Annotated in this window: 15 protein-coding genes; 7 read left to right on the top strand and 8 right to left on the bottom strand. The window is 61.2% G+C overall.

The window, feature by feature from the left end; all coding sequences use genetic code 11:
• Positions 1-15: 15 nt before the first annotated feature.
• The 7 genes from BP846_RS12865 to BP846_RS12895 form a co-directional block, all read right to left on the bottom strand.
• A complete protein-coding gene (locus tag BP846_RS12865) occupies positions 16-273 on the bottom strand; it encodes a HEPN domain-containing protein (RefSeq protein WP_292396175.1) in 258 nt (85 codons plus the stop codon).
• A complete protein-coding gene (locus BP846_RS12870; RefSeq protein WP_300196045.1) occupies positions 251-595 on the bottom strand; it encodes a nucleotidyltransferase domain-containing protein in 345 nt (114 codons plus the stop codon). The genes BP846_RS12865 and BP846_RS12870 overlap by 23 nt, the downstream gene beginning before the upstream one ends.
• A 291-nt stretch (positions 596-886) precedes the next feature.
• Positions 887-1,204, bottom strand: coding sequence for a hypothetical protein (locus tag BP846_RS12875; RefSeq protein WP_292396178.1), 318 nt, complete (start codon positions 1,202-1,204; stop codon positions 887-889).
• Between the two features lie 197 nt (positions 1,205-1,401).
• The gene (locus BP846_RS12880) at positions 1,402-2,619 is read right to left on the bottom strand and encodes a PDDEXK nuclease domain-containing protein (RefSeq protein ID WP_292396181.1); all 1,218 of its coding nucleotides are present in this window, start codon (positions 2,617-2,619) and stop codon (positions 1,402-1,404) included.
• 220 nt (positions 2,620-2,839) lie between these two features.
• Positions 2,840-3,721 carry a 4Fe-4S binding protein gene (locus BP846_RS12885; RefSeq protein ID WP_292396186.1) on the bottom strand — a complete coding sequence of 294 codons (882 nt, stop codon included), beginning with the start codon at positions 3,719-3,721 and terminating at the stop codon, positions 2,840-2,842.
• Positions 3,722-3,758: 37 nt separating this feature from the next.
• Positions 3,759-4,469 (bottom strand): adenosylcobinamide-GDP ribazoletransferase, encoded by a 711-nt coding sequence (cobS, locus tag BP846_RS12890; RefSeq protein WP_292396188.1) that lies wholly within the window; start codon positions 4,467-4,469, stop codon positions 3,759-3,761.
• Positions 4,466-4,900, bottom strand: coding sequence for a phosphatidylglycerophosphatase A (locus BP846_RS12895; protein WP_292396192.1), 435 nt, complete (start codon positions 4,898-4,900; stop codon positions 4,466-4,468). Before BP846_RS12895 ends, cobS begins: the two co-directional genes overlap by 4 nt.
• 321 nt (positions 4,901-5,221) lie before the next feature.
• On the opposite strand from BP846_RS12895, the gene cobT reads away from it, so the two are divergent.
• The 5 genes from cobT to BP846_RS12920 all read left to right on the top strand — a co-directional run bounded on the left by cobT (position 5,222) and on the right by BP846_RS12920 (position 9,142).
• Positions 5,222-6,238, top strand: a complete 1,017-nt coding sequence (gene cobT / locus BP846_RS12900) for a nicotinate mononucleotide-dependent phosphoribosyltransferase CobT (protein WP_292396195.1) — start codon at positions 5,222-5,224, stop codon at positions 6,236-6,238.
• A 37-nt stretch (positions 6,239-6,275) separates the two neighbouring features.
• Positions 6,276-6,830, top strand: a complete 555-nt coding sequence (locus BP846_RS12905; protein WP_292396198.1) for a GMP synthase subunit A — start codon at positions 6,276-6,278, stop codon at positions 6,828-6,830.
• The gene (locus BP846_RS12910; protein ID WP_292396199.1) at positions 6,818-7,360 is read left to right on the top strand and encodes a YkgJ family cysteine cluster protein; all 543 of its coding nucleotides are present in this window, start codon (positions 6,818-6,820) and stop codon (positions 7,358-7,360) included. The genes BP846_RS12905 and BP846_RS12910 overlap by 13 nt, the downstream gene beginning before the upstream one ends.
• Complete coding sequence (locus tag BP846_RS12915; protein ID WP_292396202.1) at positions 7,353-8,549, top strand: TraB/GumN family protein; 1,197 nt, start codon at positions 7,353-7,355, stop codon at positions 8,547-8,549. Before BP846_RS12910 ends, BP846_RS12915 begins: the two co-directional genes overlap by 8 nt.
• 62 nt (positions 8,550-8,611) lie before the next feature.
• Positions 8,612-9,142 carry a nitroreductase family protein gene (locus tag BP846_RS12920; RefSeq protein ID WP_292396205.1) on the top strand — a complete coding sequence of 177 codons (531 nt, stop codon included), beginning with the start codon at positions 8,612-8,614 and terminating at the stop codon, positions 9,140-9,142.
• A gap of 65 nt (positions 9,143-9,207) precedes the next feature.
• On the opposite strand, the gene BP846_RS12925 is transcribed toward BP846_RS12920, so the two are convergent.
• Positions 9,208-9,765, bottom strand: a complete 558-nt coding sequence (locus BP846_RS12925; RefSeq protein WP_292396207.1) for a DUF2115 domain-containing protein — start codon at positions 9,763-9,765, stop codon at positions 9,208-9,210.
• 144 nt (positions 9,766-9,909) lie between these two features.
• Between BP846_RS12925 and BP846_RS12930 the strand changes: the two genes are divergently transcribed.
• Positions 9,910-11,103 (top strand): ammonium transporter, encoded by a 1,194-nt coding sequence (locus BP846_RS12930; protein WP_292396210.1) that lies wholly within the window; start codon positions 9,910-9,912, stop codon positions 11,101-11,103.
• A 12-nt stretch (positions 11,104-11,115) separates the two neighbouring features.
• Complete coding sequence (locus tag BP846_RS12935) at positions 11,116-11,454, top strand: P-II family nitrogen regulator (RefSeq protein WP_292396212.1); 339 nt, start codon at positions 11,116-11,118, stop codon at positions 11,452-11,454.
• The last annotated feature ends 367 nt before the right edge of the window (positions 11,455-11,821 follow it).

The following is an 11,821-nucleotide window of genomic DNA, read 5'->3' on the forward strand; positions in this document are numbered from 1 at the left end:
AGCCGGAATAGCGCTTTATCGGGGGCCGATAATGGAAATTTTCGGTCGAACCCGCCGAGATCGATTATCAGTTCTCTGCTGGAGCACTACCGGATACTCGATATGATGAAGGATACAGACCGCCTTGAGCGCTTTCTCTGCTGCCTGCTGAGCGTTGAAACAGAGATCCTCCAGGTATACGGAAGTGTCGGCACGGGTCCCGGCAATTGCAAGATTCGATTGCGCCCGGTTCAGCCATTCCCGTGGATCATCAGGTGAAAACCTCTCCGGCATGGTAAACCTCGCGGCCCTGCTGGAGTGCAGGGTATACTATAAAATAAGGGGAGTTCCGGAACCGCTCCACATCCCGGGAAGAAATAACTATAATATCGACGGCCTGGCCGATACCGATCAGGCTCATATAGATCTCTTCTGTGAGACTCCCGGCATCGAACTCACCGCTCTTTATCACGAGCAGATCGATATCGCTTGCCGGTCCCATCTCACCCCGCGCACCGGAACCAAAAAGAACTATCTTTTCCGGATTTGAACAGGCAACAATCCGGCGGATAATCTCTTCCAGCACTTCCGGATCTACTGTCCCTTCTTTCATCATTTTTTCTTCACCAGCGAGACCGGTTTTGTATTCAGGTTACCTTACCTCCGCGCTACGGCCCACATATCCCGCTCATGCCGCGGCGCCCCTTCGCACACGACCCGTTTTCATGCCGGAGCCGGCATGATTGTATATGCAGGGTAGCGTATCAAATATTCTTCGATCGTCTCGGCCCCGTCAAGGCTTCGCGCTCTTCCGCGTGAGGCCGGATCATTACCTTCTGCTGAAGGCTCATGCGAAGAGCGCGAAGAGTGAGAGACCGGTATGGCAATCAGGTCCCGGCCCTGCCCCTCACGCCTCTGCCGCCTCAACCTTCTGCCCGAACTCCTTCCGGATCCCCTCCGCGAACTTCTCGAACCCGATCTCGTCCATCTGGTCGGCGAGGAGCCGGTCGCTCCAGGCGTTGCGGTAGACCCAGTAGACGATACGGTCGACCACCTCGACGACCTCCTCATCGGTCTCGACGGTGACGAGTTCCCTTCCCACGCGGGGTGCGGCGCCGCGCCGGCCCCCGACCGTGATCTGGTAGTGGGCGTACCCGGACTTCAGGAGGCTATAGGGGCAGGAGTGGATGCAGATGCCGCGCTGGACGCACCTTTCCGGAGTCACTCTTTCTTCCTTCCAAGTTCTGCGTATCGCTCCAGTGTTCATCGTCCGGTATGTTGACGGTAATGACCCGAAGATGGTCGTCACAGATCCCGGGTACTGCATGATATGCGCGGTCATATATAATCCCTTTGGCAAAAAAGACCTCTCCGAAGGGAGATACGGATTGAACGAGCAAAACATCGGGGATCGCTTCGGGACTATCTCTTATCCTTCCTCACGGAAAACTGTTCCCGTGACAGATGCACCGCAGCCTTCAGTTTCTGCTCCAGCAGCTCGCGGGGCGGAAGCTCGGTAAGATATTCGGCGACGTGGATGCCCGACCGGTCGAGTTCGAGGAGGCTCACCTGCTCCTGATTCGCACCGGCACAGAGGATCAGCCCGAGCGGTCGTTCTTCTCCGTTTTCTCTCTCATATTTCTCAAGCCATCGCAGGTACAGTTCCATCTGTCCTTTATACTCGGCCTTGAAATGCCCTATCTTGAGTTCTACGGCGATGAGGCGGCGAAGTTTCCGGTGGAAGAAGAGCAGATCGAGATAGAAGTCCTCATTTCCGATCACCATCCGCTTCTGTCGTGCAACGAAGGTAAATCCGGCGCCAAGTTCGAGCAGGAACTGCTCAATCTCCTGGAGAATAGCCGCTTCGAGATCGTTCTCGCTGTACGTATCCTTGAGCTGCAGGAAATCGAGGATGTAAGGGTCGCGGAAGACCAGATCTGGTGTCATCCGGTCTTCCTCACGTAGAGCCGAGAGTTCCTGTTGTGCAAGGACATCGGGCTTCCGGGACAGGGCAGTCCGCTCAAAGAGCATCGAGTCGATCTTCTTCTGCAGAGTCCGGGTGCTCCATCGCTCGACCCGGCACATTTCCGCGTAGAAATCACGTTTCAGGGGATCGTCGATGTAGATAATCTGCCGCATGTGCGTCCAGCTCAGGTAGGGTGCGAAGGATCTCACGATCTGTTCATCGGGGAACACTTCGGCAAATCGAATCATATTAAAGAGGTTGCGTCTGCCGAACCCCTCCCCGAACTCACTCTTCAATTGTGCACTCAGTGCGTGCACAATCTTCTCGCCGTATTCTGCCCTCTCATTACCGAGCACCTCCCTGCGGATCCGTCTTCCGACACGCCAGTATAGCAGTGTCAGTCCTGCATTGATGGTTGCGGCAACTGCGGACCGGGCTTCGGTGACGAGGTACCTAATATCGGTGATCAGTTCATCTGGAGCAGGTTCAAGCCCGGATCGGGTAATCTCGCCTTTTCCGGACGGATCTCTTTTGTGGCGCATATCCCCCATAGGTCTCCTCAAACGGCTTATTCTCTTCCTGATCGACAATATCCGCACCGATACAACAGCCTGATGCGGAATGTCCGGGCAATCCGAAAGCTTTACCCATTGGTCGGCGCCGGTTATAGCCATCGAGTCTCCGCAGTTACGAATAGTACCATTTGAGGGTGCATACAAAAGGGTTGTCAATTTGATCTCCGGGCCGTAATGCGATGTGATCCGGTACTTCTTTTATTCTGCGAGAAGCCATTGTTCTTTCATGATAAGGAGTATACTGGGCGAGTAATAAAAATATGTGAATAATAAATGTGAAATAATTCGATACAGGTGATATCAGTGACCACTTATCACATTACCCCTCCTCCGCCTGCTCCTTCGGCCCGAACTCCTTCCGGATCCCCTCCGCGAACTTCTCGTACCCGATCTCGTCCATCTGGTCGGCAAGGAGCCGGTCGCTCCAGGCAGTCCGGTAGACCCAGTAGACGATACGGTCGACAACCTCGACGACCTCTTCCTCGGTCTCGACGGTGACGAGTTCCCGCCCTATCCGGGGTGAAGTCCCCCGCCGGCCGCCGATGGTGATCTGGTAGTGGTCGTACTCCGTCTTCAGGAGGTGGTAGGGGCAGGAGTGGACGCAGATGCCGCACTGCACGCATTTGCTCTCGTCAAGGACAGAGATGCCGTTCTTCAGCGCTATGGCGCACTGCTTGCAGTACTCCACGCAGGTGCCGCATCCCGTACAGAGCCCGGGTGTGCGCAGCGGCCGGATCCGGCCGATGATCCCGATGTCGTTCAGCATCGGGCTGTTGCACATGTAGGTGCAACCCGATATGGCGATGCGGAACCGTATCGGGAGTTCCTTCCCGAAGACCCGCGCATCAATCTTCCGGGCAAGGTCGATCGTCTCGCAGTTGGCGTACTTGCACCGCTCTGTCCCCGGGCAGGCCATGATGTTCACCACCTCGTTCTGCTCCGCCCCGATGGGTGTCCCGTTCTTTTCGAGGGCTTTAGCGATCTTTACGAGGTTCTCGGGGTTCACATGCGGAATCTCCACTGCCTGGCGCATGGTGAGGTGGAGTGAGCCGTCCCCGTATTTCACGCTGATCCTCGCGAGCTGCCGGACTTGCTCTGCGGAGAGGACACCTGCCGGAACCCGCAACCGTAGCGTCGCATAGTCCGCGTTCCGCTCGGTGATGACACCTCCCCGGGAGTAGAGGGTGTAGTCTTTCTTCATCCTACAGTAGTGGCGACCGCCGGGATAAAAAGGATGGTCACAGGAGGGCAAGGAGGAGGATGACCCCCGCCCGGGTGATCTCGTTTGTGGCGCCGACAACGTCGCCGTTGACCCCGCCGAAGAGATGCCGGGCAAGAAGCATCATCAGTGCGGCGATGGCGGCCGTGAGCGCGAGGGCGAGCACGATACTCGCACGGGGCACCGGCAGCAGGAAGAGGGGCAGCGCAAGCAGGGTGGCCGGGACGAGGAACCAGGGTCTCGCAAACCCGTGGAGGTAGGAGTGTATCCCCTCCCGGAACGGCACGCCGAGTGTGGTGAGGTAGGACATCGCGACCTTTGCCGAGACTTCGGCCGTGAGGATGGCCGCCCAGAGCGGTGCCGCGCTCTGGAGCCCGGCGAACGCAATGAGCGTGACGACGACGCCCGCCGCGACGGCACCGGCCCCGGTGGTCCTGTCGGTCATAGCAGCGATCCTCTTCTCCCGGCTCCCGTGGGCCATGAGCCCGTCGCCGAAGTCCAGCAGGCCGTCGAAGTGGTTGCACCCGGAGAGAACGAGCACAATGGCGAGGGCAACGGCCGCACCCACTACCGGGGGTGCTATCCAGTACGTGATGCCGGCCGCTATTCCGCCGATAACATACCCGGCGATTGGGTAGAGGTAGGAACGGCGGGCGAAGTGCTCGAACTCAACCGGTCTCCCGAGGGGGAGCGACGTGCAGAACTGCAGGAGGGCAAGGACGGACTTCACATCGATTCACTGTAGAGACGTGACGTGCAACCCGCGATCAACCCGGCGACGGCGTCGTCGAGGAACGGCCCGAGTTTGCTTAAGATCCCCGGTTTTTTCTGGTCGTAGCGGGTGAACTCGAACCGCGCGTAGGTCCCCCCGATCACCTCGGCGATAGCCATCCCGATGATCTCGTCCGAGAGGAGGAAGACCGGATCGTCGGCGATCTCGGAGTTCTTCCGCTTCCAGTAGAGTTCATCCTCGAGCAGGACGGCGCCAAGGAGGAGCGATGAGACGTTGGGGTCCTCGAAGGCCTTCCCGATCTTCGCATCCAGTCGTTTCGCGGCCTCCTCTGCCCCGATTCCGTGGGGGACGTAGAGTTCCATTGCGGAGGCGATGATATCTCTCCTCGCGATACCCTTCTCTTCCAGCCTGCGCTCGATCTCGAACATTGTTCATGTATTGAGCCCGGCGGGTATTTCCGCGTTTGGATATGGCGTTTGCGATAGCATTCCGGAGGATGGCTGCCTCGTGGGGGGGTGGCTGTTCGCCAGGCGTTCAGGTGTGGGCCCGGGCTGCCCTTTGGGGGAGGGAGATGCTCACGGTCTCCCGCAGAGCAGAGAGCCAGCCCCCGGGGATGCAGGTTACGACCCCGGGCCCCCATCACCTCCGGGCAATTGTGCGCCCTGGCAACGGTTGTGCCGGAGACCCGCTGCCCTGAGCCACCCTGCCGGCAGCAACCTCTTCTATCCCCCGGCACCTACCCTGTACTGATGTCTAACCCGTTCCTCTCAGAAGACCCGGGTATCAGGCCGCGCCGCCCGATGATGGCGCTGGTCCTCGCGAACACCATGCTCTCGACCGTCCCCGGCATATCGGGCGCCGGGCCGACTCCGGAGAAGACCCTCCTCACGCCGGTTCTGGATGCGGAGCTGGTCACGACCGGCGCGATCACGAGCGTGCCGGCCCGGCCGAACACGCCCACCGGGTGCCCGACGCCGGCGACGATCACCCGGTCGATGGTGGAACTGACCGGTCTTGCCCCTGTCCTCATCAACGCCGGGCTCGCCCATACCCCCACCGTCCCCTGCCTGGACGTCTACGGGAACCCCGGCGGCGACCCGCGGAAGGAAGATGCGGTGCCGCACGCGATGCTCCTCTTTGAGCGGGGCGAGATGATCGGCCGGCTTCTCTCGCAGTACAGCGACTTTTTAATGCTCGGGGAGTGTGTTCCCGGGGGGACGACCACCGCACTCTGCGTGCTGCGGGCGCTCGGCTACGATGCCTCGGTCAGCAGCGCCTTCGCCACGAACCCGGTGGATCTAAAAGATGCCGTCTGCAGGGAAGTGCTCGCCCGGATCGATGAGACGGGCGCGAGAGAACCCCTGGATATCCTCCGTGCCGCGGGCGATCCCATGATGCCGGTAGCGGCAGGGATCGCGAGTGCCTACTCCGGGGATATCATCTTCGCCGGCGGGACCCAGATGCTTGCCGTGGCGGCTACCCTGAAAGCGCTCGGGAAAAGAGTACCGCATCTGGCCACAACAGTATACGTCAGGAATGATCCCACGGCCGGGTTCGCCCGGTCGGTCGCCGACGTCGGCACCACCGCGTACTACGTCGACCCGAACTTTGCCGGCATCGGGCACGTCGGGCTTGCCCGCTACTGCATTGGTGAGGTCAAGGAAGGCATGGGCGCCGGGGGGGCGCTCGCGCTCGCCTATCTGATGGGCCACGAGCCGGAAGAGATCACCCGGAAAGTTTTCGATTTCGTCCAGAAGTATGCCTGAGGGAAGGACTATACCCTTTTACATCCATCTATAAGCAATGCTTCCTCTCTATGTGGTCAACAATCACGGACAGTTTAACCACCTGATCCAGAGGACGCTCCGTGATATGGATATTCGGACCACAATGATCTCCAACAATATGCCGCCGGACGAGGTCGCCCGGGGCTGCCGGGGCATCATCCTCGGCGGCGGCCCGGCCCTGGACCGTGCCGGGGTCGCTCCCGGGTACCTTGACCTTGGCCTCCCGGTCCTCGGCATCTGTCTTGGACAGCACATCATGGCGATGGCCCGGGGGGGTGCAGTCCGCCGGGGTGCGAGCGGCGGGTTCGGTGCGGTCGAGGTCGATATACTCGAACATGACGATATCCTGCAGGGCTACCCAGACCGGATCCGGGTCTGGGCGTCGCATGCGGATGAGGTCTCGGTGGTGCCGGAAGGATTTGTCCGGCTTGCAGAGTCGGCCATCTGCGGTGTGGAGGCGATGGCGTCTCCTGGTGAACGCCTCTACGGTGTCCAGTGGCACCCGGAGGTCAGCCATACCGTCAACGGGCGGCTTCTCTTTGAGAATTTTGACCGGATATGCTCGGAGTAGACGACGTTGCGGATCGGATCGAGTCCGTCGGGTTCCGGTGCCGGAGATGTGGCGCCTGCTGCCGCCGGGTCGCGGAGGACTCGAACCTCGTGATCGTGAGCCCGGCCGAGGTGCGGGCAATCATGGCGGCGACCGGGATGGCCTGGGATGAGGTCGCCGAGCCCTATCCCGACTTCATCGACGCCGGGAACGGCGGGGAGTACACCCTCGCCTGGTGCATCCGGCGCACGACAAAAGCCTGTATCTTTCTCCGGGAGGGGCGGTGCTCCGTCTATGCCCATCGCCCCTGGATCTGCCGCACCTACCCGTTTATGCTGGTGGACGACGAACTGCGGGTCTCGGAATGCTCCGGGCTTGGCATGCCTCTCTCCCCCCCCGGTGCGCGCGATGCAGCAGCCGACCTCTGCGGGCGGCAAGCCGCCGAGGCGGCAGAGGAGGCCGGCATCCGCGCTGTCTACCGGAGAGCGACGGTTCCACCGGGGAAGCGCGCAGTCATCGATAGTGAAGGCGTGAAGGTGCTCCATGGCTGATATCCATCTTGTCGGGACGGCCCACGTCTCGCAGAAGAGCGTTGAGGACGTCCGGTCCGCTATCGAGGAGTTCCAGCCCGATATCGTCGGCGTCGAACTCGACCGGGGCCGGTTTATGTCGCTCACGCAGGAGATGGCCGAGCCTTCGGTCACGGACATCCTCAAAGGCGGGAACTTCGGCCGGATCCTCGTCCAGTGGGTGCTCACCTACATCCAGCAGCGGATCGGCGCCGAGACCGGTGTGAAACCCGGTTCCGAGATGCTGGCCGCCATCGAGGAGGCGGAGGCACACCAGAGACCCGTGGCGTTCATCGACCGGGATATCCGGATCACGCTTTCCCGGTTCTGGGGAAAGATGGGGATCTGGGAGAAGATCAAGCTCATCGGGGCCCTCATCTACTCGCTTGTAAGTGTCGAGGGGCAGGAGATCAACGTGGACGAGTTCACGAACCAGGACGTGGTGAGTGCCGCGATGGAGGAGTTCCGGAAGTTCTCTCCCCAGGGTGCTCAGGCCCTGATCGATGAGCGTGACGCGTATCTTGCTCACCAGATCCTGATGCTCGGGGGCCGGTACGAGCGGGTGCTCGCGGTCGTCGGTGCCGGACACATTCAGGGTGTGCAGCGCTACCTGAATGCGCCGGAGACGCTGCCGCCGCTCCAGTCCCTGACCGCCGAGGTGAAGAGCCTGCCGTGGGCGAAGATCATTGGAGCGGCCGTCACCGTCCTCTTCCTCCTCCTGATCGCCGCGATAGCCTTCTCGGGCGTGGGGCTCGAAGTCCTGCTGACCGCCCTCGTCTACTGGATCCTCATCAACGGGGTCTTGAGCGCCGCATTCACGCTGCTCGCCGGCGGGCACCCCTTCTCGGCCGCCACGGCGTTTGCCGTCTCCTGGCTGACGTCGCTCAACCCGCTGCTTGCGGCGGGATGGTTTGCGGCCATCGTCGAGGCGAAGATCCGTAAACCCGCCGTTGGAGATCTCCGGCAGATCATCGAGGCGGAGACCCTCTCGGAGATGCGACGGGTTCCGCTCTTCCGGGTGGTGCTGGTCGCCGCTCTTGCGAACGTCGGGAGCACGCTCGGGACCATCGCCTACTTCGTATTCATCTTCCCGATTCTCGGGATCGACCCGGCCGTGGTCATCGTCGACGGCTTTGCGAACATGCTGCAGATGATACAGGGGCTCTTCTGAGTCCCTCCCCCGGATCTCCGTTTCCCCAAGGTATTTAGACCTGGAGTGCCCACCATCGTTGCATGAGTCCGATTGGTGGAACGGTTAACCTTGGGGTCACCGTCATACGGAGCAGGCACAGCGTGCGGAAGTACAAGGACAATCCTATCGAGGATAAGGCCATCAAGGATGCCCTCGACTGCGCACGCCTTGCCCCGACTGCCAGGAACGAGCAGCCCTGGCTCTTTGGGACCGTCCAGAACCGCGATACGCTGCGGGCGATCGCCGACCTGACCGACAACGCCCGGTTCATCGCCGATGCGCCCATCTGCTTCGCCGTCTTCGGGAAGCGGGACGCGAAGTACTACCTCGAAGACTGCTGTGCGGCAACAATGCAACTCCTCCTCGCGCTCCAGGCGTGGGGGGTCGGGTCCTGCTGGGTTGCGGGGGAGAAGAAGGACTACGCCGAGGATGTTAGAATTCTCCTCAACGTCCCGGAGGAGTACACGCTCGTCTCGCTCGTGCCTGCGGGATACCCTGAGGAGATCCAGATCGCAAAGAAGAAGCTCCTCGACGAGGTCACGTTCTTCGAACGCTATGAAGAAGAGGAATAAGCCAATATAACACGGATTTACTTTTTTTATCGCGTTTCAGATGCCCCGGCGATACCTGTGCGCCATCAGATATCGCTCTGTTTTGCCGGGCAGTAGGGGCAGAGGGCGTTCTCGACATCATCGGCTTTCTCCCGGACGGGGCAGAGATACTCCCCGTTCCGGACCTCGACCTCGAACCCGCCGGGAAACGGTGTGCCTGCCGGGTGGGCGGGGCGCCCGAGGACGAAGAGGTTGAAAGCGGCAAGAAGGAAGTAGAGGAGTTCGAGGTGCTGTTCCCTCTCGTCCCCGGCGAGGCACGTCCTCTCGACCATCGCGCAGAATTCCTGGAACTCTCCGACGAGCGGCTCGTCCGTCACGTCCGGGTTGTCCCGGCGCATGGTGGAGATGAGGGTGTGGTGTGTATCAAAGATCTGCTCCATCACCCGGGGGTAGAGGCGCTGCCGGTATCCGGCCGGGACGGACCGGAGGTCCCGCTCCACCCTCCCCCGCATCGCCTGGAGGTCGAAGAGCGAGTAGTCCGAGACCTCGCGGTAGAGAATTTCCGCGAGTTCCGTCCCGGTCTTTGCCGACCGCAGGCGGACGCAGGTCCGGCGGACGCTTGCCTCCTTCCCTCCTGTGCTCATCGCATCACGCAGATGATCTTTGGCTGTCAGGATGCATCAGTCCTTCTGTAGTGTGCGGTGCAAGAAAAATTTATATTCGGTGGAACTATACTTCCTCCCAGATGGTCGGCAACAACTACCTATGGGTGTTCCGGAGGCCGGAATATGGTTGATTCCGGCGATACGGCGTTTATCCTCATCTGTACGGCTATGGTCATGCTGATGACACCGGGAGTAGGGCTCTTCTACGGCGGGCTCGTGCGGCGGAAAAATCTCATCTCCATGATAGCGTTGGCGTTCATCGCGTTTGCCCTCGTCAGCATCCAGTGGGTTCTCTGCGGCTACAGCCTTGCCTTCGGTACCGACATCCACGGGCTGATCGGGAGCCTGGAGTACGCGTTCCTGCAGGGTGTCGGGATGGGGGGCGACGGTATCCCGGACCTGCTCTTTGCGGCCTTCCAGATGGTCTTTGCGGGCCTCGCGCTTGCAATTGTAACATCGGGGGTTGCAGAGCGTATAAAGATCAGTTCGTTCGTCGTCTTCGGCTTGCTCTGGACAACGCTGGTCTATGACCCTCTTGCACACTGGGCATGGGGCGGCGGATGGGCTGCGCAGCTTGGAGCGCTCGATTTCGCCGGCGGTACGGTCGTCCACATCAGTTCAGGCTTCTCGGCGCTGGCGCTCGCGCTTGTCATCGGGAAGCGTCTTGGGTTCGGGGGCCACGGCATGGAGCCGAACAACATCCCGCTAGCTCTCCTTGGAGGGGCACTCCTCTGGTTCGGGTGGTTCGGGTTCAACGCCGGGAGTGCTCTTGCCGCGGACGGCCTTGCGGCAAACGCATTCATCGTGACGAACGTAGCCGCCGCTGCCGGGGCCCTCGCCTGGCTCTGCGCCGCCTGGGTTCGCGGCAGGCCGGGTTCGCTCGGGATGATCAGCGGAGCCATCGCGGGCCTGGTTGCCATCACTCCGGCAGCCGGGTTCGTCGGCCCTATGGCCGCCATCCCCATCGGCGCGGTTGCAGGCCTCGTCTGCTATGGCGCCCTGCTCTTCCGGGTCCGCAGGGGTCTTGACGAGAGTCTCGATGCGTGGGCTATCCACGGCATGGGGGGTATCTTCGGCGCCCTTGCAACAGGGATGTTTGCGGTCGCGGCAATTGGAGGCGTAAACGGCCTGTTCTATGGGAACCCGGAGCAGCTTCTCATCCAGGTCGTGGATGCAGTTGTGGTCGTGGCCTACTCGTTCGGCGTGACCTTCGCCATCGCAAAGGCTGTCGATGCGGTGATGGGCCTGCGCGTCACTGAGGAGGAAGAGTACGTCGGACTGGACATCGCCCAGCACGGTGAATCTGTGCGGGTGTGAGGGGTGGTGCGGATGAAGATGGTTGCTGCAATCGTCAGGCCCGAGATGTTCAACTCCGTGAGAGCGGCGCTCGAGGCGGACGGCATCTACGGGATGACCGTGACCGAGGTCATGGGGCGGGGGGCACAGAAGGGCATTGCTCTCCGGTTCAGGGGAAAGGTGATGCCGGTCGAGCTCATACCGAAGGTGAAGATCGAGATGGTGGTCCCGGATGCTGATGTCGATAAGGTCATCAGGGTCATCCGGGAGAACGGCCGGACCGGCAAGCCCGGCGACGGCAGGATCTTTGTTCTGCCTGTCGAGAGCATCTGCAGGGTGCGGACCGACCAGATCGATCCGGCCGACCCGTAACCCTGTTTTCGGCCGGCCTCTACTGCATCGATTCTCAATATGTAGTACAACCAGAGAGCACCATCGGATCTCGCACACTTGCTCCAGGAGGTCATACTTCGGGGTACGCCCGGGCACGGCTTCCTCCCGGCTATCGCCATGACTGCCCCCGCCCTGGGGACGGGGGAGGAGGCCGGGCGGGGTGGGGTTTACCGGCATATCTGGAGAGTGGAGACAGGGGAGGGGGCAAGGCCCCCTCCCCGTCAGCCTCTCCCCCAATGGCGATAGCCACCACGGTCCACCGCAGGGGAAGAGCCCGGGGAAGATCCGGATCCGGCACCAGCCCCATCGGGAGGGGAGACGAGTACTAAATAAGTCCGATAATTTG

Source organism: Methanoculleus sp. UBA303 (genome assembly GCA_002501655.1).
Taxonomy (GTDB): Archaea; Halobacteriota; Methanomicrobia; order Methanomicrobiales; family Methanoculleaceae; genus Methanoculleus.

What these genes read in the sequence shown, in the direction of transcription:
- BP846_RS12905 (WP_292396198.1), top strand. Translation starts at nt 6,276, where the DNA reads ATGCTTCCTCTCTATGTGGTCAACAATCACGGACAGTTTAACCACCTG.
- BP846_RS12870 (WP_300196045.1), bottom strand. Translation starts at nt 595, where the DNA reads ATGATGAAAGAAGGGACAGTAGATCCGGAAGTGCTGGAAGAGATTATC.
- BP846_RS12930 (WP_292396210.1), top strand. Translation starts at nt 9,910, where the DNA reads ATGGTTGATTCCGGCGATACGGCGTTTATCCTCATCTGTACGGCTATG.
- cobT (WP_292396195.1), top strand. Translation starts at nt 5,222, where the DNA reads ATGTCTAACCCGTTCCTCTCAGAAGACCCGGGTATCAGGCCGCGCCGC.
- BP846_RS12880 (WP_292396181.1), bottom strand. Translation starts at nt 2,619, where the DNA reads ATGGCTATAACCGGCGCCGACCAATGGGTAAAGCTTTCGGATTGCCCG.
- BP846_RS12885 (WP_292396186.1), bottom strand. Translation starts at nt 3,721, where the DNA reads ATGAAGAAAGACTACACCCTCTACTCCCGGGGAGGTGTCATCACCGAG.
- BP846_RS12910 (WP_292396199.1), top strand. Translation starts at nt 6,818, where the DNA reads ATGCTCGGAGTAGACGACGTTGCGGATCGGATCGAGTCCGTCGGGTTC.
- BP846_RS12895 (WP_292396192.1), bottom strand. Translation starts at nt 4,900, where the DNA reads ATGTTCGAGATCGAGCGCAGGCTGGAAGAGAAGGGTATCGCGAGGAGA.
- BP846_RS12915 (WP_292396202.1), top strand. Translation starts at nt 7,353, where the DNA reads ATGGCTGATATCCATCTTGTCGGGACGGCCCACGTCTCGCAGAAGAGC.
- BP846_RS12935 (WP_292396212.1), top strand. Translation starts at nt 11,116, where the DNA reads ATGAAGATGGTTGCTGCAATCGTCAGGCCCGAGATGTTCAACTCCGTG.
- BP846_RS12865 (WP_292396175.1), bottom strand. Translation starts at nt 273, where the DNA reads ATGCCGGAGAGGTTTTCACCTGATGATCCACGGGAATGGCTGAACCGG.
- BP846_RS12920 (WP_292396205.1), top strand. Translation starts at nt 8,612, where the DNA reads ATGAGTCCGATTGGTGGAACGGTTAACCTTGGGGTCACCGTCATACGG.
- BP846_RS12925 (WP_292396207.1), bottom strand. Translation starts at nt 9,765, where the DNA reads ATGAGCACAGGAGGGAAGGAGGCAAGCGTCCGCCGGACCTGCGTCCGC.